The 18324-nt window shown below is 69.1% G+C and carries 16 protein-coding genes; 9 read left to right on the top strand and 7 right to left on the bottom strand.

From position 1 onward, the window contains the following. The first annotated feature begins 226 nt into the window (after nt 1-226). Together ASE02_RS04045 and ASE02_RS04040 are read left to right on the top strand one after the other, a co-directional pair. Nucleotides 227-670 carry a PaaI family thioesterase gene (locus ASE02_RS04045; protein WP_056731419.1) on the top strand — a complete coding sequence of 148 codons (444 nt, stop codon included), beginning with the start codon at nt 227-229 and terminating at the stop codon, nt 668-670. Further along, nucleotides 667-1080 (top strand): PaaI family thioesterase, encoded by a 414-nt coding sequence (locus tag ASE02_RS04040; protein WP_056731418.1) that lies wholly within the window; start codon nt 667-669, stop codon nt 1078-1080. The genes ASE02_RS04045 and ASE02_RS04040 overlap by 4 nt, the downstream gene beginning before the upstream one ends. Here the strand turns inward: ASE02_RS04040 and ASE02_RS04035 are convergent. Continuing rightward, nucleotides 1077-1454 carry a hypothetical protein gene (locus ASE02_RS04035; RefSeq protein ID WP_056731416.1) on the bottom strand — a complete coding sequence of 126 codons (378 nt, stop codon included), beginning with the start codon at nt 1452-1454 and terminating at the stop codon, nt 1077-1079. The genes ASE02_RS04040 and ASE02_RS04035 overlap by 4 nt on opposite strands. 110 nt (nt 1455-1564) lie before the next feature. Beyond that, nucleotides 1565-2572, bottom strand: coding sequence for a phosphate/phosphite/phosphonate ABC transporter substrate-binding protein (gene phnD, locus ASE02_RS04030; protein WP_056731414.1), 1008 nt, complete (start codon nt 2570-2572; stop codon nt 1565-1567). Nucleotides 2573-2691: 119 nt separating this feature from the next. Between phnD and ASE02_RS04025 the strand changes: the two genes are divergently transcribed. Then, entirely contained in the window at nt 2692-4398 is a 1707-nt protein-coding gene (locus ASE02_RS04025; RefSeq protein WP_056731411.1) for a lysine--tRNA ligase, read from the top strand. A gap of 129 nt (nt 4399-4527) precedes the next feature. Here ASE02_RS04025 and ASE02_RS04020 read toward each other — a convergent pair whose 3' ends face one another. After that, nucleotides 4528-6978 carry a zinc-dependent metalloprotease gene (locus tag ASE02_RS04020; RefSeq protein ID WP_056731409.1) on the bottom strand — a complete coding sequence of 817 codons (2451 nt, stop codon included), beginning with the start codon at nt 6976-6978 and terminating at the stop codon, nt 4528-4530. Between the two features lie 156 nt (nt 6979-7134). On the opposite strand from ASE02_RS04020, the gene ASE02_RS04015 reads away from it, so the two are divergent. The 3 genes from ASE02_RS04015 to ASE02_RS04005 all read left to right on the top strand — a co-directional run bounded on the left by ASE02_RS04015 (nt 7135) and on the right by ASE02_RS04005 (nt 9946). Continuing rightward, nucleotides 7135-7608, top strand: coding sequence for a MerR family DNA-binding transcriptional regulator (locus tag ASE02_RS04015; RefSeq protein WP_056731408.1), 474 nt, complete (start codon nt 7135-7137; stop codon nt 7606-7608). 98 nt (nt 7609-7706) lie between these two features. Continuing rightward, nucleotides 7707-9494 carry an acyl-CoA dehydrogenase C-terminal domain-containing protein gene (locus ASE02_RS04010; RefSeq protein ID WP_056731405.1) on the top strand — a complete coding sequence of 596 codons (1788 nt, stop codon included), beginning with the start codon at nt 7707-7709 and terminating at the stop codon, nt 9492-9494. Further along, the gene (locus ASE02_RS04005) at nt 9494-9946 is read left to right on the top strand and encodes an OsmC family protein (protein WP_056731404.1); all 453 of its coding nucleotides are present in this window, start codon (nt 9494-9496) and stop codon (nt 9944-9946) included. Before ASE02_RS04010 ends, ASE02_RS04005 begins: the two co-directional genes overlap by 1 nt. A 74-nt stretch (nt 9947-10020) precedes the next feature. Here ASE02_RS04005 and ASE02_RS04000 read toward each other — a convergent pair whose 3' ends face one another. The 4 genes from ASE02_RS04000 to ASE02_RS03985 all read right to left on the bottom strand — a co-directional run bounded on the left by ASE02_RS04000 (nt 10021) and on the right by ASE02_RS03985 (nt 13924). Continuing rightward, nucleotides 10021-10515: a very short patch repair endonuclease gene (locus ASE02_RS04000; RefSeq protein WP_082601867.1), complete on the bottom strand. Its 495-nt coding sequence runs from the start codon at nt 10513-10515 to the stop codon at nt 10021-10023. Next, nucleotides 10512-11699, bottom strand: a complete 1188-nt coding sequence (locus ASE02_RS03995) for an NAD(P)/FAD-dependent oxidoreductase (protein WP_056731402.1) — start codon at nt 11697-11699, stop codon at nt 10512-10514. The genes ASE02_RS04000 and ASE02_RS03995 overlap by 4 nt, the downstream gene beginning before the upstream one ends. Nucleotides 11700-11712: 13 nt before the next feature. Beyond that, nucleotides 11713-12696, bottom strand: a complete 984-nt coding sequence (gene cysK / locus ASE02_RS03990; protein WP_056731400.1) for a cysteine synthase A — start codon at nt 12694-12696, stop codon at nt 11713-11715. 97 nt (nt 12697-12793) lie between these two features. Beyond that, the gene (locus tag ASE02_RS03985; RefSeq protein WP_056731398.1) at nt 12794-13924 is read right to left on the bottom strand and encodes a DNA cytosine methyltransferase; all 1131 of its coding nucleotides are present in this window, start codon (nt 13922-13924) and stop codon (nt 12794-12796) included. 45 nt (nt 13925-13969) lie between these two features. Between ASE02_RS03985 and ASE02_RS03980 the strand changes: the two genes are divergently transcribed. The 3 genes from ASE02_RS03980 (at nt 13970) to recQ (ending at nt 18268) form a co-directional block, all read left to right on the top strand. Further along, a complete protein-coding gene (locus ASE02_RS03980; protein WP_056731396.1) occupies nt 13970-14440 on the top strand; it encodes a hypothetical protein in 471 nt (156 codons plus the stop codon). A gap of 76 nt (nt 14441-14516) precedes the next feature. Continuing rightward, the gene (locus tag ASE02_RS03975) at nt 14517-16256 is read left to right on the top strand and encodes an amidohydrolase family protein (RefSeq protein ID WP_056731394.1); all 1740 of its coding nucleotides are present in this window, start codon (nt 14517-14519) and stop codon (nt 16254-16256) included. A gap of 170 nt (nt 16257-16426) precedes the next feature. Then, the gene (gene recQ, locus ASE02_RS03970; protein ID WP_235536607.1) at nt 16427-18268 is read left to right on the top strand and encodes a DNA helicase RecQ; all 1842 of its coding nucleotides are present in this window, start codon (nt 16427-16429) and stop codon (nt 18266-18268) included. Nucleotides 18269-18324: the final 56 nt, after the last annotated feature.

Raw genomic sequence — 18324 nt, 5'->3', positions numbered from 1 at the left:
ACATCGGGACGCGGCCACCGGGTCCCACCCAAACCAAACGGAGCTTCCCATGCACAAGTCTTTCACCTTCAACGGTTTCGCCAATCTGGTTCTTGCCGCCACGCCGCTTCTGGCCGTCGCGCTCGCCGTTTACACCCAGGCTTTCGGCCAGATCTAAAGGGTGGGCCAGTTGACCCGCCGTCACCTTGACCGATAGGCGGAGGCGCCTCAAAGACCGGGGATGACAATGTCCCCCGAGGCCCTTCGCGAGATCGCGCGGAACATGGTGGAAACCGTGCCGCAAGCCTCCGCCCTCGGCTTCAAACTGCTCTCCATCGAGCCCTCCAGAGGCTCCATCATGACCCCCTGGCGCGAAGACCTGGTCGGCGATCCCGACACCGGGGTCATCGCCGGAGGGGTGATCACCGCCCTCCTCGATCACGCTTGCGGCCTGGCCATCATCTCGACGTCCAGCGACGGCGTGACGCCATTTTCCACGGCGACCCTGGACCTGCGCATCGACTACATGCGCGCCGCGACGCCCCGCGCGGACATCATAGCGGTGTCTCACTGCTACAAGCTGACCCGGTCCATCGCCTTCGTCCGCGCCCACGCCTACGACGTCGATCCCGCCGACCCGATCGCCACGGCCCAGGCCGCCTTCGTCCTCAAGCGGGGTCCCGTCGCATGAGCGAAGCCGCCGAACGCCTCAAGATCTTCCTGGGCCGGGTGCCCTATGTCCGCTTCCTGGGCATGAGGGCCGAACTGGCCGGGGACGAGATGACCGCCACCCTGCCCTTCGCGCCGCATCTGGTCGGCAACACCGTGATGCCGGCCCTGCACGGCGGGGCGCTGGGCGCGTTCATGGAGATGACCGCCCTGGCCCAGCTCTCCGTGACCTCGCCGGCGTCCCGGGTCCACAAGACCATCGACATCTCCATCGAGTACCTGCGCCCCGGCAAGGCGCAGTTCACCTACGCCCGCGCCGACGTGCGCAAGGTCGGCCGCCAGTTCGCCAATGTGCACGTCGAGGCCTGGCAGGAGGCGCGCAGCAAACCCGTCGCCTTCCTGCGCGGCCACTTCCTGCTGCGCGAAGGCTAGACCGCGGCCCGGCGGTCGGCGCGCTGATCCAGGGTGGCCTGGGCGGCGATGGCGAAGTCGAACACCGCGATGGCCGCGACCACGCCCAGAGCCGTCAGCGCCACGGCGCGGCGCGGATTGTCACGCCCGACAGCGCGGCTGAGCGCCGCCAGGTCCAGGACGTCACCACCCGCCCGCAGCCAGAACCACGGCCCAGGCCGCACCGGCGACAGCAGGCCCGATCCCGACGCGATCTCGCGGGCGCCAAACGCGCTCATCGCCTGCTCGTCCTCGATCCCCAGGAACCGCGCGACCTTGTCCGGCGCCGCCACGGCCAGCACGCCAAGCCCGATCGAGAAGAGCCCCAGGGCCCGTTTGACGATCAGCAGGTTCATCGGCGCGTCCTCCCTGGGGCCAGGCACAATGACGCCGGACAACAACTTGGGTTCCCTGGCGACACCCTTTCCGCCCCTGCGTAGCGGGGGAGGAAAGAAGGGGCCGACCGCTAGACCGCTGGCAGCGCCTTCTTCTCGGCGGCGATCTTGGCCAGCTCGGCCTGCGCCGCCTTCACGCCCGCGGCGTCGCCCTTGGTCTTGGCCTGGATCAGCTGGCCCGCGGCCTCCATCTCGCGCACCGGCAGCAGATGGCTGTCGTCGGCGCGCTTGAACGGCTTGGTCTGGATGCGCTCCAGCACCTTGCGCTGGCGCTCGGCCTCCGGCCCCTCGCCGGTTCCGTAGCTGAAGATGAAGGCGTCGATCTTGGCCTTCAGCGCCGGGTCCAGGTCCTTGCGGCGGACCATCGGGTCCTCGGGGATCAGCGGCGAGGTCCAGATGACCTCGACATTGCCCAGAGTCTTCTTGGCCAGGTCGGTGTTCAACATCGCCATCCGGTCCATCGACGCGGTGTTGTTGGTCGCCGCGTCCAGCAAGCCTTCGCCGACCGCGAACAGGTTCGCCTCGTGATTGGTCGACCGCACCGTGCGGAAGCAGCTGTTGGGATCGACCCCGCGCGGCGCGAACAGATAGGTCATCGGCGCCAGCGTCCCGGAGGTCGACTTGGCGTCGCCCATCCCGAAGGTCAGGCTCTTGTCGCACTTGAGCAGCTTCTCCAGCGTGATCCCCGAGCCCTTCTTGACGATCACCACGGCGTTGTAGCCGTCCGGCCCGTTCGGCTTCACGGTCCGGGCGAAGACCTCGCCATTGGCCCGCCGCACCGCCTCCAGCCCCGACTGGTTCGTGAACCAGCCGACATCGGTCTGCTTGAACCGCATGGCCTCGATCAGGGCGGTGTAGTTGGTGCCAAAGAACGGCTTCACCGGCACGCCGATGGCCTTTTCCATATCCGCCAGGAAGGGCGTCCACTCGTTCATCTGGGTCTGGCGGCCCTCAGTCGACATGATCGAGAAATTGACCACGGTCGGCGTAGCCGCGGGGGGCTCGCTCGCCTTACCGCAGGCGCCCAGCGCCAGGATGCAGGACAGAGCGGCGGCGAGGCCAAGGCGGCGCGTGATCATCTAAACTTCCCCCAGAGCGGTTCAGACCGGGTTTTCCTCCGGTTCCGTGACAGCCCGACGACGAAGATGAGCGCAAAAGTCTGCTTGAGGCGAGGGGCTTAGGGCGGTACGGCCGCAGCATGTCTCAGAACACGCTCCAGAACCCGTCCCTGCGAGGCCTCTCCCATCAGGCCCGCGAAGCTAAAAGCTGGCCCTTCGAACAGGCCCGGCTGCTGCTGGACCGCGTGCTCAAACTTCGCCTGTCGGACGCCGAGCGCGACATGGCCGCCACCCTGTTCGCCCAGGGCAAGTTCACCGAGGCCGTCGCCGCCCTGCCGGCGCTGAACAAGGCCGTCGTGTTCCAATGCGGGTTCGGGGCCTCGGGCCTGCCGCACATGGGCACCTTTGGCGAGGCCGCGCGCCCGACCATGGTCCGCACCGCCTTCCGCGCCCTGACCGAGGACGCCATCCCGACCAAGCTGATCGTCTTCTCCGACGACATGGACGGCCTGCGGAAGATCCCCGACAACGTCCCCAACCGCGAGATGCTGGAAGAGGACCGCGACCGGCCGGTCAGCAAGGTCCGCGACCCCTTCGGCGAGTACGAGAGCTTCGCCCACAACAACAATGCGCGCCTGCGCGCCTTCCTCGACGGCTTCGGCTTCGACTACGAGTTCATGTCGTCCACCGACTGCTACGCCTCGGGCCGATTCGACGAGGTGCTGCTGCGGGTGCTGACCCGGTTCGACGCGATGCAGGCGGTGATGCTGCCGACGCTGGGCGACGAGCGCCGCGCCACCTATTCGCCGTTCCTGCCGATCAGCCCCAAGACCGGCCGGGTGCTTCAGGTCCCGACCCTGGAGCGCAATGTCGAGAAGGGCACCATCGTCTTCGCCGACGAGGACGGAACCCTGACCGAGGTCCCGGTGACCGGCGGCCATGTAAAGCTGCAATGGCGTCCCGACTGGGCCGCCCGCTGGACGGCGCTGGAGGTCGACTTCGAGGCCTCCGGCAAGGACCTGGTCGACAGTGTCCGGGTGTCGAACAAGCTGGCCAAGGTGCTGGGCGGGACTCCGCCCGAGGCCTTCCACTTCGAACTGTTCATGGACGAGAACAACCAGAAGATCTCCAAGTCCAAGGGCAACGGCCTGACCATGGAGGAGTGGCTGCGCTACGGCGCGCCCGAGAGCCTGGCCTACTACATGTACCAGTCGCCGAAGTCGGCCAAGCGGCTGTATTTCGACGTCATTCCGAAGGCGACGGACGAGTACCTGCAGCAGCTCGACGCGTTCAATCGCGCGCGCGCCGACGGCGCCAACGGCCCAGCCATCGACAACCCCGCCTGGCACGTCCATCGCGGCGCCCCGCCCGAGCGCGGATCGCCGGTGTCGTTCTCGCTGCTGCTGAACCTGGTCTCGGCCGCCGACGCCTCGACCAAGGACATCCTCTGGGGCTTCATCAGCCGCTACATCCCCGGCGCGAGCCCGGAAAGCGAACCGATGCTGGACCGGCTGACCGAGTTCGCGATCAACTACTACGAGGACTTCGTGAAGCCCTCGAAGAAGTTCCGCGCCCCCGACGACAAGGAACGCGCGGCGATGACGCAACTGGTCGAGCGCTTCAAGGCGCTGCCGGCCGACGCCGACGCCGAGACCATCCAGAACAACGTCTTCGAGGTCGGCAAGGACGCCGGGTTCGAACCGCTGCGCGGCTGGTTCCAGGCGCTCTACGAGGTCCTGCTTGGCCAGAGCCAAGGCCCCCGCTTCGGCTCCTTCGCGGCGATCTTCGGCCTGGAACGCACGATCGCCCTGATCGAACGCGCCCTGGCCGGTGAACTGACAGCGTAGCCTCCCCCTCAGTCGGCTATCGCCGACAGCTCCCCCAGAGGGGGAGCATCTAACCCAGGCAGATCCTCCCCCTCTGGGGGAGGTAGCTCGGTGCGCAGCGCCGAGACGGAGGGGGCTCCCACCTAGACGCTAGTTCAGCACCCCATAATCCTCGTCGCCGATCGGCATGCCGGGCGGGGTCTCGGGCTTCAGCTTGGGGGTCGCCAGCAGGGCCGTGAGCGCGTCGCGGTCCGCCAGCAGAGCAACCAACCGCTGGCGATGGGCGCGGTCGGCGGCGTCCGTCCCGCCCTTCAACCTCGTCGGCAGGCCCCGCAGCCGCGCGGCGATCTCCGAGGCGGCGGCCGGCGACAGCTTCGGGTCGCGCTCGGCCTGCGCCAGGTCCAGCACCAGCCGCGTCTGCACCCGGCGCGAGACTTCGCCCAACCGCCCCGAAGCCGGGGCGAACGCCGTGTCGATCAACCGGTCCAGCACTTCGCCAACCCCGAGCTGACCAGGATCGCGGCGGCTCTGGTCGACCAGCCGGGTCAGGCGGTCGGGCGCCAGCAGGTGATCGAGCGTCATGCCCGCCGCCACATCGGCCGCCACGAGCGGGTCGAACACCGGCCCGCCGGCCGTGGCGAACACCTCGATGACGTACTGCCGATCAGGCTCGCCCGACTGCGCCGAGGACAACATCGTCGTCAGGGTTTCGGGGGTATCCAGATCCCTCGGGTCCAGGGTGGCGAGCAGCGAGGTCAGCGCCTGGCGTTGCTGGGCGACCGGAACCGCCGGCGAGGTTTCACGGCCGTCGCCGATCACCGAATAGGCGTAGTCGACCCCGGCCACGAGCTTGGCCGCGGCCTCCACCTGATAGCGGTGCAGCAGGTAGATCGGCACGTATTTGCGCTTCAGGTTCGCGACCGGCTCGCCAGGCTTCAGGGCGCCGAGGCCAAAGCTCTCCAGCGCCGCGCGGCGCACGCCCATCATGCGGTCCAGCTCGGCGGCCGGGTCGGCGCCGTCGTCCCACAGGCTGCCCCAAGGCTGGGCCGCGCCGAGCGGCCTGGCGTCGGCGTCGCTGACATAGCGTTGGCCGCGGTCGACCATCGCCTTGGCCTTCGACTGCAGCGCCTCGCCGCCGTCGCCATAAAGCCAGTCGACGGTGAACCTGTCCCAGGCGCCGATCCCGACCCCATAGGCGTCCGACAGGTCGACACGGCCCTGCTTCAGGGTCACCCGCGGCGCGGGATAGTCCATCACCGAGGCGCGGCCCTGCGTCGAGGCGGCGTAGTTGTGAGCAAAGCCGATCGAGTGGCCGACCTCGTGGGCCGACAGCTGCCGCAGCCGCGCCAACGAGACCTGGACCGGATCGTTGGGTCCGCCCGTGCCGTTGTGGTGCGCCCCGACCAAGCCCTCGAAGATCAGCATGTCCTGGCGCACCCGCAGCGCGCCCAGCAGCACCGAGCCCTTGATGATCTCGCCGGTGCGCGGGTCGGTGACGGCCTGGCCGTAGGACCAGCCCCGCGTCGCCCGATCCACCCAGTTGATGACGTTGTAACGGACGTCGAGCGGATCGACCCCCTCGGGCAGCGCCTTCACCTGATAGGCGTCCTGGAAGCCGGCCGCCTCGAACGCCTGGGCCCACCAGGCCGCGCCGTCGACCAGGGCGGTGCGGATCGGCTCGGGCGCGGCGCGGTCCACATAGAAGACGATGGGCTTCTTCACCGGCGACTTGGCGGCGCCGGGATGGGTCTTCTCCAGGCGGAAACGGTTGGCCAGCCGGTAGACGATCTCCTCGCCAAGCGGGGTGGCGTAATCCAGCACCATGGTCGAAAAGCCGCCGCTGCGCGGATCGAACGGCCGCGGCTCGTAGCCGGGCTCGGGCAGCTTCACCAGCGAGTGACGAACCTGCAGGGTGATCAGCCGGGGATCGGGCGCGATGTTGCGCACTTCCGGCCCTGGAGTTTCGGAGGCGAAGGTCTGGCGGGCCTCAAACTCCAAATTCTCGGGAAACACCTTCACCGCCGAGGGGTCGGCCATGGTCAGGTCGGGAACCAGCTTGTAGCCCGGCTCGCCCGCCTGTTTCAGGGCCTCAGCGATGCCGATCGCGTCGCGGGTCAGGAAGCTGGCGATGTCGACCACCAATCGGCCGTCAGCCGTGGTCTCGACGATCTCTCCGGCCCAGACGGTGGAGATGGAGAAGGCCTCGCGCGCAGCGGCCTGTTCGTCGGCCGGGGCGCCGGCGGCGCGGAACCTGTGGTTCTCGAACTCGGCCACCACCTTCTTGCCGATCCGGCGGAAGGCCAGGACCTGGGTGTCGCCAAGCCGCGCCCGGTCGAGCCCGACCGGGGCAGAGCCGAGGCCGGTCTTGAGCGCGGTGAGATAGAGATAGCGGCCGCTGACGCCATCGGCGTCCGGCGCGGGCAGCGAGAGCAGAATGCGACCCTTGGCCTTGTCGACATAGGTCGGCAGCAGGCCGTCCTGACGGGCCACGCCGGCCAGCGCCGAGGGCGCCTTTTCGGCGGCCAGCACAGGCGCCGACACCGACAGGCAAACGACGATCACCGCCGCCGACGCGGCGGACCGCAAAAGACCTCGAACCATGAAAACGCCCCTTTCGACGACCCAAGCTAACGGCGGTTGCGAGGCCTGATCCAGTGACCACCTCGTGGTTGACTGAACGCTGATCACCTTGACGTAAACGGAACCATCGTTTTACGGTGTCAGGAATAGGAACAAAGCGTCCAGGGAGGACGCCCCATGCCAGTTGACCTTCGCCGGCCCAACCGCACGTTCAGCATCCGGCAGCTCTGCCTGGAGTTCAAGTGCACGCCCCGCGCGCTGCGTTTCTACGAGGACAAGGGGCTGCTCTGCCCAGCCCGCGACGGGATGAACCGGGTCTACTCCTACAAGGACCGCGCCCGCCTGCAGTTGATCCTGCGCGGCAAGCGGGTCGGCCTGGCCCTGGCCGAGATCGGCGAGATCCTCGACCTCTACGAACTGAACGACGGCGGGGCGGCGCAGAACGCCAAGTCGCTGCTCAAGTTCCGCGAGCGGATCGTGGCGCTTGAATCGCAGCGCTCCGACATCGACCACGCGATCGACGAGCTGCGCCGCGGTTGCGACGCGCTGGAGCAGCACCTAGCCGCCACCCGGCCCGACCTGCTGCCCCGCGCCGCCGACTACGACCAGGTGCTGCGCGCCCGGCTGGGCGATCTCGAACACGTGAAATAGGCGGTCTACGGGCTTCGCCCCGGCCCCGCGTTCAAGCTAAGTTGCAAAGGGTTTCCGACCGGATCGGGGACCCTTTTCGCCGTCACACCGGAGCGGACATGCCCTATCAGCCCCCCGTACGCGACCACGTCTTCCTCCTGCGCGACGTGCTGGAGATCGAGAAATACGCCAACCTGCCCGGCTTCGCCGAGGCCTCGATGGACGTCGTCGAGCAGATCATCGAGGAGGCCGGCCGCTTCACCGGCGAGGTCCTGGCCCCGCTGAACGCGGTCGGCGACAAGGAGGGCTGCGTCTGGAGCGCCGATCATACGGTCAAGACCCCGACCGGCTTCAAGGCCGCCTACGCCCAGCTGGTCGAAGGCGGCTGGCCCGCTTTGGGCGCCGAGCCGGCCTATGGCGGCCAGGGCCTGCCGCACGTGGTGAACCTGTCGTTCTCCGAGATGTCGTCCTCGGCCAACATGGCGTTCTCGATGTATCCCGGCCTGACCCACGGGGCCTATTCGGCGATCCTGAACGGCGGGTCCGACGAGCAGAAGAACCTCTACCTGCCCAAGCTGGCGTCCGGCCAATGGGGCGGGACCATGAACCTGACCGAGCCGCACTGCGGCACGGATCTGGGCCTGCTGCGGACCAAGGCGGTCCCCCAGGCTGACGGCAGCTACAAGATTTCCGGCGGAAAGATCTGGATCTCCGGCGGCGAGCACGACATGGCCGAGAACATCGTCCATCTGGTCCTGGCCCGGATCGAGGGCGCGCCGCAGGGGACCCGCGGCATCAGCCTGTTCATCGTGCCGAAATTCATTCCGGACACTGACGGAAAGCCTGGCGCGCGCAACAGCGTCTATTGCGACGGCCTCGAAGAGAAGATGGGCATCCACGGCAACGCCACCTGCGTGATCCGTCACGAGGAATCGACCGGCTGGCTGGTGGGCGAGGAGAACCGCGGCCTGTCGCTGATGTTCGTGATGATGAACGAGGCGCGCATCGGGGTCGGCATGCAGGGCGTCGCCCAGGCCGAGGCCGCCTATCAGGCCGCCGCCACCTTCGCCAAGGAACGCCTGCAAGGCCGCTCGCTGACCGGCCCGAAGAACCCCGACGGTCCCGCCGATCCAATCATCGTCCACCCGGACGTGCGCCGGATGCTGATGGACAGCCGCGCCATCATCGAAGCCGGCCGGGCCTTCCTGTTCTGGACCGCCCTGCACGGCGACCTGGCCCACGCCAGCCCCGACGAAGCCGTCCGCCAGAAGGCCGGCGACTACATGGCGCTGATGACCCCGGTGGTGAAAGGCTTCCTCACCGACCGCGGCCTGAAGGTCTGCTCCGACGCGGTGCAGGTGCACGGCGGCTCGGGCTTCACCGAGCACTTCCCGGTCAGCCAGTACATGCGCGATATCCGCATCGCCCTGATCTATGAGGGCACCAACGGCGTCCAGGCGCTGGACCTGGTGGGCCGCAAGCTGGCGGCTGACGGCGGCCGGGCGGTAATGAGCTTCTTCGCCGAGGTCGACGCCTTCGTCGAAGCCAACCAGGCCGACGAGGCCCTGAAGCCCTTCACCGAGGGTCTGGCCAAGGCCAAGACCGAACTGCAAGACGCCACCATGTGGCTGATGCAGAACGGCCTGATGAACCCCGACAACGCCGGGGCCGCCTCCACCGACTACATGCATCTCTTCGGCCTGACCGCCCTGGCCTATATGTGGGCGCAGATCGCCAAGACCGCCCAAGCCAAGATCGCGGCTGGCGACACCGATCCCTTCTATTCGACCAAGCTGGTGGTCGGCCGCTATTACGTGCAGCGCATCCTGCCCGAAACCGGCGGCCATCTGGCCAAGCTGAAGAGCGGTTCGGAGCTGATGATGGCCCTGCCGGCGGAGGCGTTCTGATGGCCAGCTACACCGCCGACGTCGCCTGGAACCTGCGGGAAGGCGAAGACTTCGCCAAGGGCCGCTACAGCCGTGGCCACGTGATCAGCTTCGACGGCGGCCTGGTGGTCCCGGCCTCGGCCTCGCCGCACGTGGTCGGCAAGTGGGCGGTCGAGGCGGCGGTCGATCCGGAGGAGATGTTCGTGGCGGCGCTGTCCAACTGCCACATGCTGACCTTCCTGCATAAGGCCCGGCTGGCCGGCTTCATCGTCACCGCCTATCGCGACCACGCCTCCGGCGTAATGGAGGAGATCGCGCCCGGCCGCGCGGCGGTGACGCGGGTGACGCTGAAGCCGCAGATCGAATGGGACGGCGAGGCGCCGGATGCGCAAGCCTTGGCCAAGCTGCACCACGACGCGCACGAAGAGTGCTTCATCGCCAATTCGGTGAAGACCGAGGTGAGCATCGCCTGACTTCCCACTCGTCATCCTCCGGTCGTCTGAAGGACGATCCGGGGGACCCAAGCGGGCTATCCACATTCTGCACCTCAGCTTGGGTCCCCCGGATCAGCCGGAGCCTGTCCTCGGGTTCGCCTACGGCGAAGCCCGGAAGGCTGACCGGAGGATGACGATGGCGGGTGGAGTAATCCGGCCAGCCTCGCCCGCAGCGCCTCGGCGTCCTTCAGGTCGCATTCCCAGATCGTCTCGACCCGCCAGCCCTGCGCGGTCAGCGCGGCCTCGGCGGCGGCGTCGCGGGCCTTGTTGCGGGCGACCTTGGCCAGCCAGTAGTCGCGGTTGGCCTTCGGCACCCGGCTTCCCCGCGCGCAGTCGTGGCCGTGCCAGAAGCAGCCGTGGACGAAGATCGCCAGCCGCCGCCCGGCCATCACCACGTCGGGCGAGCCCGGCAGGTCCTTGCGGTTCAGACGATAGCGGGCGCCCAAGGCGGTCAGGGCCTTGCGCACTTTCAGCTCCGGGGTGGTGCCCGTGCCCTTGACCTTGGCCATCACCGCCGAGCGTTTCTCCGGGGTGAAGACGTCGGTCATGGCCGCAGGGCCTTGGGCGTGCGACCCAGGCGCAGGGTCCCGGTCAGCACGAAGGCCGCGATCTGCCGCGCGCCCGGCGCCTTGGAGCCTGGCGTGAAGAGCCAGTCCCGAACGAACGGACCCAGCCAGCCGCCCGACTGAAACAGCGGCGTCAGCCAGCGCGAGATGAACTGATAAAGGCCCGCATGCCGCCGCCGGGCGGCCTGGTAGCCCCGCACCGATTTCACGACATCAGGCGTCAGGCGCTCGGCCAGTTCCACCGCATCGATCAGGCCAAGGTTCGCGCCCTGGCCGAGCTGCGGGCTGGTTCCGTGCGCGGCGTCGCCGATCAGCAGGAACCGGCCGCTCGACCAGTCGCCGATCCGCACGTCGCGATAGGTGGCGCGGGAGAAGACCTCCGGTCGGTCGAGCTGCGCCAGGATCGGCGCGGCCTGCGGCCACATGGCCAGCGCCCGTGCGCGCCAGGCGTCCAGATCGCCCGTCAAGAAACTGTCCATCTGCGCCACCGGCAAGGACCAGAAGAAGCTCACCAGATCGGCGTCGCCGTCCGGACCTCGCCCGATCGGCAGCACGCCCATCATGGTGCTGGCCCGATCATAGCGCTGGCTGAGCGCCCCGGCGAAGACGCCGTCAGGATCGCGGGCATTGGCCCAGACCGCGCCCCAGGGATAGACCGGCGCCTTGGCCCTTGGCCGCAGCAGCTCGCGCAACCGCGAGGCCGCGCCATCGGCGACCACCACCAGATCGAAGGGACCGTGAACGCCGCCGGCCGCGTCGATCAACCGTGGCGCGTCAGGGTCTTCCCAGCCGACGATCTCGACGCCGGTGCGGACCTCGACCCCGGCCGGGGCCAGCGCCTCGTGCAGCACGCCAAACAGGGTGGCGCGATGGACCCCGACCCCGAAGGCCTGGGGTCGCCAGTCGGCGTAGCGCATCGCCATGACCCGGCGTCCGGCCAGGTCGCGGCCGTCCAGTTCATCGACCCGCGCGCCGCGGACGATCACCGGTTCGGCGAGGTCCAGCACCTTGAGCGCCGCCAGGCCCGAGGGCTGGAGCAGCAGGCCCGAGCCGAGCGGACGCGGCTCGGCGAACGCCTCAAGCAATTGCACCTGACAGCCACGGCGCGCCAGGGCCAGCGCCGCCGCCATACCGGCGACGCCGCAGCCCACCACCGCGATCTTCATTGGCTAGGCGGGCCTAGAGCCCGTCGAACAGCGCCGTCGAGAGATAGCGTTCGGCGAAGCTCGGGATGATCGCCACGATCAGCTTGCCCGCATAGGCGTCCTGGGCGGCCAGGTCGAAGGCCGCGGTCAGGGCCGCGCCCGACGAGATGCCGACCGGAATGCCCTCCTCCTTGGCGATACGGCGCGCCATGGCGAAGCTGTCGTCATTGGAGACCTGGATGATCTCGTCGATGATCCCGCGATCGAGGATCGAGGGCACGAAGCCGGCCCCGATGCCCTGGATCTTGTGCGGCGCGGGCTGGCCGCCCGACAGCACGGGCGAAGCCTCCGGCTCCACCGCGATCATCCGCACCGAGGGCTTGCGGGCCTTCAGCACCTGGCCGATGCCGGTGATGGTGCCGCCGGTGCCGACGCCCGAAACCACCGCGTCGACGCGGCCATCGGTGTCGTTCCAGATTTCCTCGGCGGTCGAGACCCGGTGGATCAGGGGGTTGGCCTCGTTGTCGAACTGCTGGGGCATCACCGCGCCCGGCGTCGCATCGACGATTTCCTTGGCGCGGGCCACGGCGCCGGCCATGCCGCGTTCGGCCGGGGTCAATTCCAGCTTGGCGCCCAGGATCAGCAGCATCTTGCGGCGCTCGATCGACATGCTCTCGGGCATGACCAGGGTGATCGGATAGCCTTTGGACGCGGCGACAAAGGCCAGCGCGATGCCGGTGTTGCCGCTGGTCGGCTCGACGATGGAGCCGCCCGGCTTCAGCCGGCCGGTGGCCTCCAGCCATTCGACCATGGCCACGCCGATCCGGTCCTTGACCGAGGCCAGCGGATTGAAGAACTCGAGCTTGGCCACGACCTCGCCCTTGGGCTTCAGCGCCTTGGTCAGGTTCGGCAGGCGGACCAGCGGCGTGTCGCCGATCAGATCGATCACGGAGTCGAAGATCTTGCCGCGGCCGGAACGCTTGTAGCGGGCTGCGTCGTAGTTGGAGGCGTCGGCCATGGCTCTCTCGTGTCTCTGGCTGGGAGCGTGAGCGGCTAACCTAAGGCCCTGAACGGGATTTGGAAGCGCACTTCTTCTGGCCGCAGGCAGAGCTTGCCTATTCGGCGGCCACAACGGCGGCGGTCGGCCCCAACAACGGCTCCAACAGGGTCGCCGCCAGCCAGCGGACCACCGGCACGACAACCCCGTCGCCGACCACATGCAGAGCCCCGGTCGCGGCGGTCGGCAGGACATAGCTGTCGGGCAAACCCATCAGCCGCGCGCCTTCTCGCGGCGAGATCAACCGGGTGCGCACCCGCTCGCCGTCGATCACCACCAGGGTCTGGCGCGAGGAGCCGCCGCGCGGCGTGCGCAGGCAGCCGGCCAGACCGTCAAAACGCGCCTCGGCCCGCTGCAGCTTCTGGCCGTCAACAACTCGCATCCGGCGGAAGACGGCGCCCACCGAACGGACGCCGGAAATCTTGGCCGCCTCGATCCGGGCGCGATGCAGCGGCGCCATCAACGACAGCAGCCGCTCGGTGCGCGCGCCGTCGTGCCAGACGACGTCGGCGTCGGGCTCCAGCAGGCTGGCGAGATCGGTGTTGCGCATCGCCGGCGCCTCACCGCGCCACCAGATCCAACGGTCGGCCAGATCGTCCGGCAGGCGAGCCTGCGCCTCACGCACCGCGCGGGTGTGGAACGGACTGTCGCCGACCAGGCCCGGCGACGGCGGCTGGCGCGTGGCGATCACGAACACGCGGGGCCGCGACTGCGGCACGAACCGGGCGGCGTCGATCTCCAGCGCCCCGAAGCTGTAGCCCTGGCCGGCCAGGGCCCGGCACAGCGCCGTGAAGTCATCGCCGCCATGCGAGGTGAGCAGGCCGCTGACGTTCTCGATCACCACCGCGCGCGGCGCGTCAGGCCCCAGCGCCTCCATCAGCCGCCAGAAGCCGAAGAAGGCCGAGGAGCGTCCGCCCTCCAGCCCAGCGCGCGCACCGGCAAGGCTGAAATCCTGGCAGGGCGAGGACGCCCAGGCGAGATCGACACGCGGCGGCAAGGCGGCGGAATCGAGCTTCCAGACGTCGCCCTGTTGGAAATGGGCCTCCGCATCGGCGAAGTTGGCCCGGTAGGTCGCGGCCTTCAACGGGTCGAAATCGTTGGCGAAGGCGCAGGCCCAATGGGGGCCGAGACCCAGGCGGGCCATGCCGCCGCCGGCGAAAAACTCGTAATAGTTGAAGGCCCGACTCATTCGGGCGACTCTACCTTCGTTCGGCCGCCGCGAAAGAACGCCTTCATGCGACATGCTCTCCTGCTCATCGCCGCCATCGCGCTCAGCGCCTGCCAGCCGCAGGCGCCGGGCGGCCAGCCCGCGACGGCCCCGGCCGACGCGCCGGCCGTGTCGGTGACCGAAGGCGGCGCAACCGAAGCGGCCACGCCCGAGGCCTTCATGGGCGACCTGGACGCGCACGGGACCGAGCCCTTCTGGGCCGTGCAGATCCGCCAAACCCAGATCAGCTTCAGCACGCCCGACTCCAATGTCGCCGGGCCGAACAAGGGATGGACCGGCGGCGGCGACAAACTGGTCTGGGAGACCCTGGTCGGCGACAAGCCGCTGAAGATCACGCTCCGCGAACAGGCCGGCTGCTCGGACGGCATGTCGGACCTGAAGTACCCGTTGGCGGCCGAGGTCGTGCTGGGCGACAAGACCTTCAAGGGCTGCGCGTCCAAGACCTCGGAGAAGCCGCGCGAGGGCGTGGCGCCGTAGGGGCGCCCTTGACCTGACGCCGTGTCGGAGCGGCTAATCTCCCAAACGTCGACAAGAGCGATCAAGGGAGATGGCCATGGAACGCGCCTGGGACCTCGTCATCCGGGGCGGAACGCTGGTGGACGGCTCCGGCGCCGCGCCCTTCGAGGCTGACGTCGCGATCAAGGACGGCGCCATCGCCGCCATCGGCAAGATCGCGGCCGCAGGCGCCCAGGAGATCGACGCACGCGGCAAGATCGTCACCCCCGGCTTTGTCGACATCCATACCCACTATGACGGCCAGGCCACCTGGGACGGCCACATGCAGCCCTCGGCCTGGCATGGGGTGACCACCGTCGTGATGGGCAATTGCGGGGTCGGCTTCGCGCCCTGCAAACCCGAGGACCACGACCGGCTGATCCGGTTGATGGAAGGTGTCGAGGACATTCCCTTCCCGGTGTTGACCCAGGGCCTGCCCTGGAACTGGGAGAGCTTCCCCGACTATCTCGACAGCCTGGCTGCGCGCCGCTTCGACGTCGATATTGGAACCCAGCTGCCGCATGCGGCCCTGCGGGTCTATGTGATGGGCGAGCGCGGCGCCAACCGCGAGGACGCCACCCCCGCCGACATCACCGCGATGGCGGCCCTGGCCAAGGGCGCGATGGAGGCCGGCGCGCTCGGCTTCTCCACCTCGCGCACGCTCAACCACCGCACCAGCGACGGCCAGCCGACCCCGACCCTGACCGCCTCGGAGGACGAACTGACCGGCATCGCGCTGGGCCTGGCCGCCGCCGGCAAGGGCGCCTTGCAGTTCGTCTCCGACTTCGCCGAGCCGGAGGAGGAGTTCGCCATGCTGCGCCGGATCGTCGAGCGGTCGGGCCGGCCGCTGTCGTTCTCGCTGGTGCAGAATCCACGCCAGCCGAACCAGTGGCGCACCCTGCTGGAGCGGTTGTCGGAGGCCAACGACGCCGGCCTGACCATGCGCGCCCAGGTGGCCGGACGGCCGGTGGGCATCCTGTTCGGGCTGGAGCTGACGGTGAACCCGTTCAGCCAGCACGCGACCTACGGCGAGATCGCCAAACTGCCGCTGGCCGAGCGGGTCGCCCATCTGCGCGACCCGCAGTTCCGCGCCCGGCTGCTGGCCGAAGAGCCGCAGGCCACCCCCGGCCTGGGGACCAGCCTGATCCAGAACTGGGCCATCATGTTCCTGATGGGCGAGGCGCCCGACTACGAACAGACGCCTGAGCGCACCCTGGCGGTCCTGGCCCAGGCGCGCGGCGTGACACCCCAGGAACTGGCTCTCGACCACATGCTGGAAAACGAGGGGCGCGGCATGCTGTACCTGCCGTTCCTGAACTACGCCGACGGCTCGCTCGACCCGTCCTTCGCCATGCTGAACCACCGCGACACCGTGCCGGGCCTTTCCGACGGCGGGGCCCATGTCGGCATGATCTGCGATGGCTCGTTCCCGACCTCCAATCTCACCCACTGGACCCGGGACCGGACGCGGGGTCCGAAGCTGTCGCTGGAAGCCATGGTGCGCATGCAGACCCATGACACCGCCCAGGCGGTCGGGCTGCACGATCGCGGGTTGATACAGCCGGGCTACCGGGCCGATCTCAATGTCATCGACTATGACGGCCTGACCCTGAAGGCCCCGTCGGTGGCCTACGACCTGCCGGCCGGCGGGCGCAGGCTGGTCCAGCGGGCGGACGGCTATGTGGCGACCATCGTGGCCGGCGAGATCACCTATCGCGACGGCGAGCCTACCGGCGCCTTGCCCGGCCGCCTGCTGCGCGGCGCCCAAGCCGCGCCACAGGCGATCGCCGCGGAGTAGCCTGACGACAGATGCTNACTTTGACTCCTGCCGCGATCCCCCTCCGTCGCGCTGCGCGCGCCACCTCCCCCAGCGGGGGAGGATCTTGGGGGGAGAGGAATTGATGTTGGGACATAAGTCGCAGCATCTTTCCCTCCCCATGACCGGCGGGCATGGCTATGTACCGACCCATGCCTGCTTCCCTCGATGAAGCGCGGGAAATCCTGCGCCGCACTTTCGGCCACGCCGAGTTCCGGGGGCGCCAGGCCGAGGTGATCACCGAGGTGCTGGCCGGGCGCAGCGCCATGGCCGTGCTGCCCACCGGCGGCGGCAAGAGCGTCTGCTACCAGATCCCCGCCATGATGCGCCCGGGCCTGGGCCTGGTGGTCTCGCCGCTGATCGCGCTGATGACCGACCAGGTCGCGGGGCTGCAACAGTCCGGCGTCGCCGCCGCCAAGCTGGACTCCACCGGCGAGGCCTGGGAGCGCGCCGACACCTGGGAGAAGATCGACCGGGGCGAGCTTGACCTGCTCTACATCTCGCCCGAGGGGCTGATGCAGCCGGCGATGCTGGAGCGGCTGTCGCGGGTTCCGCTGGCCCTGGTCGCCATCGACGAAGCTCACTGCGTCAGCCAGTGGGGCCACGACTTCCGGCCCGAGTACCGGATGCTGGGCCGGCTGGCCGACATTTTCCCGAACGTGCCGCGGCTGGCGGTCACCGCCACCGCCGACAACCGGACCCGCGACGACATCCGAACCGAGCTGCGGCTGCACGATTCCGCCGAGTTCGTGGCCAGCTTCGCGCGGCCCGAACTGGCCTTGTCGGCCGAACGCAAGCGCGGCGCCGGCCACAAGCGGGTGCTGGAGCTGGTGGCCGCCCGCCCCGACCGCTCGGGCGTGATCTACGCCGGCTCGCGCGACGGGGTCGACAAGCTGGCCGACACCCTGCGCGGCGAGGGCGTGCCGGCGCTGGCCTATCACGCCGGCCTCGACAAGAACCTGCGCGCCCAGCGGCTGGAGAAGTTCCTGGAAGCCGACGCCGCGGTGATGGTGGCGACGATCGCCTTCGGCATGGGCGTCGACAAGCCCGACGTCCGGTTCGTGATCCACGCCGACCCGCCGGCCTCCATCGAGGCCTATTGGCAGGAGATCGGCCGGGCCGGGCGTGACGGCGATCCGGCCGAGGGCATCACCCTCTATGGCGCCTCCGACATGGCCTGGGCGTTCCGCCGCCTCGACGGCCGCGACGTCGACGAGAGCGTCAAGCAGGTCCAGGGCCGCAAGGTCCGCCAGCTCTACGCCATGCTGGACGGCGGCTCCTGCCGCGCCGCGGCCGTGCGCCGTTACTTCGGCGAGGAGGGCGTCGATTCCTGCGGCCAGTGCGACCTGTGCCTGGGGACCGTCGAGACCGTCGACGCCACCGAGGCGGCCCAGAAGGCGCTGTCGGCCGTGCATCGCATGGGCGGCCGGTTCGGCCGCGTGCGGCTGGTCGATCACCTGCTGGGCAAGACCAAGACCCCGTCGGCCTTCGAGGCCGGGCTCTCGACCTTCGGGGTCGGCCAGGAGCTCAGCGCCGCCGGCTGGCGCGACCTGTTCGACCAGCTGCTGTTCGACGGCCTGCTGCGCGAGAACCACGAGGACGGCTATCCGCTGATCGGCCTCGGCGAAGTCGAGAACGTGAAGGCGGTCTATCGCGGCGAGCGGCGCGTGGCGCTGCGCAAGGGGCTGGACGATCCCGAGCCGGGCGCGCGGGCGACCCGGACCCGCAAGAAGGCCAGCGCCTCAAGCGCCGCGACCGTCATCGCCCCGAACGACCAGCCGCTGTTCGACGCCCTGCGCGCCTGGCGCCGCGACGAGGCCGCGCGCCAGCACCTGCCGCCCTATGTGATTTTCCACGACCGCACCCTGGCCGAGATCGCCGCCAAGAAGCCGGCGGGCCTGCCCTCCCTCGCCGCGATTTCAGGCGTCGGCGAGGGCAAGCTGGAGCGCTACGGCGAAGCGGTGCTCGAAGTGCTGCGCGCGGTCGAGGCCTAGAGCGTATCGACATTCAGGATTCTCACGGCGCGAGATGTCTGATTCATAGGGCTCCG

The organism is Phenylobacterium sp. Root700, assembly GCF_001429025.1.
Classification (GTDB): Bacteria; Pseudomonadota; Alphaproteobacteria; order Caulobacterales; family Caulobacteraceae; genus Phenylobacterium.
This window is presented reverse-complemented; position numbering and strand designations above follow the sequence as displayed.

What these genes read in the sequence shown, in the direction of transcription:
- ASE02_RS04025 (WP_056731411.1), top strand. Translation starts at nt 2,692, where the DNA reads ATGTCTCAGAACACGCTCCAGAACCCGTCCCTGCGAGGCCTCTCCCAT.
- phnD (WP_056731414.1), bottom strand. Translation starts at nt 2,572, where the DNA reads ATGATCACGCGCCGCCTTGGCCTCGCCGCCGCTCTGTCCTGCATCCTG.
- ASE02_RS04015 (WP_056731408.1), top strand. Translation starts at nt 7,135, where the DNA reads ATGCCAGTTGACCTTCGCCGGCCCAACCGCACGTTCAGCATCCGGCAG.
- ASE02_RS04040 (WP_056731418.1), top strand. Translation starts at nt 667, where the DNA reads ATGAGCGAAGCCGCCGAACGCCTCAAGATCTTCCTGGGCCGGGTGCCC.
- ASE02_RS03980 (WP_056731396.1), top strand. Translation starts at nt 13,970, where the DNA reads ATGCGACATGCTCTCCTGCTCATCGCCGCCATCGCGCTCAGCGCCTGC.
- ASE02_RS04010 (WP_056731405.1), top strand. Translation starts at nt 7,707, where the DNA reads ATGCCCTATCAGCCCCCCGTACGCGACCACGTCTTCCTCCTGCGCGAC.
- ASE02_RS03995 (WP_056731402.1), bottom strand. Translation starts at nt 11,699, where the DNA reads ATGAAGATCGCGGTGGTGGGCTGCGGCGTCGCCGGTATGGCGGCGGCG.
- ASE02_RS03975 (WP_056731394.1), top strand. Translation starts at nt 14,517, where the DNA reads ATGGAACGCGCCTGGGACCTCGTCATCCGGGGCGGAACGCTGGTGGAC.
- ASE02_RS03985 (WP_056731398.1), bottom strand. Translation starts at nt 13,924, where the DNA reads ATGAGTCGGGCCTTCAACTATTACGAGTTTTTCGCCGGCGGCGGCATG.
- ASE02_RS04005 (WP_056731404.1), top strand. Translation starts at nt 9,494, where the DNA reads ATGGCCAGCTACACCGCCGACGTCGCCTGGAACCTGCGGGAAGGCGAA.
- recQ (WP_235536607.1), top strand. Translation starts at nt 16,427, where the DNA reads ATGCCTGCTTCCCTCGATGAAGCGCGGGAAATCCTGCGCCGCACTTTC.
- ASE02_RS04000 (WP_082601867.1), bottom strand. Translation starts at nt 10,515, where the DNA reads ATGACCGACGTCTTCACCCCGGAGAAACGCTCGGCGGTGATGGCCAAG.
- ASE02_RS04035 (WP_056731416.1), bottom strand. Translation starts at nt 1,454, where the DNA reads ATGAACCTGCTGATCGTCAAACGGGCCCTGGGGCTCTTCTCGATCGGG.
- cysK (WP_056731400.1), bottom strand. Translation starts at nt 12,696, where the DNA reads ATGGCCGACGCCTCCAACTACGACGCAGCCCGCTACAAGCGTTCCGGC.
- ASE02_RS04020 (WP_056731409.1), bottom strand. Translation starts at nt 6,978, where the DNA reads ATGGTTCGAGGTCTTTTGCGGTCCGCCGCGTCGGCGGCGGTGATCGTC.
- ASE02_RS04045 (WP_056731419.1), top strand. Translation starts at nt 227, where the DNA reads ATGTCCCCCGAGGCCCTTCGCGAGATCGCGCGGAACATGGTGGAAACC.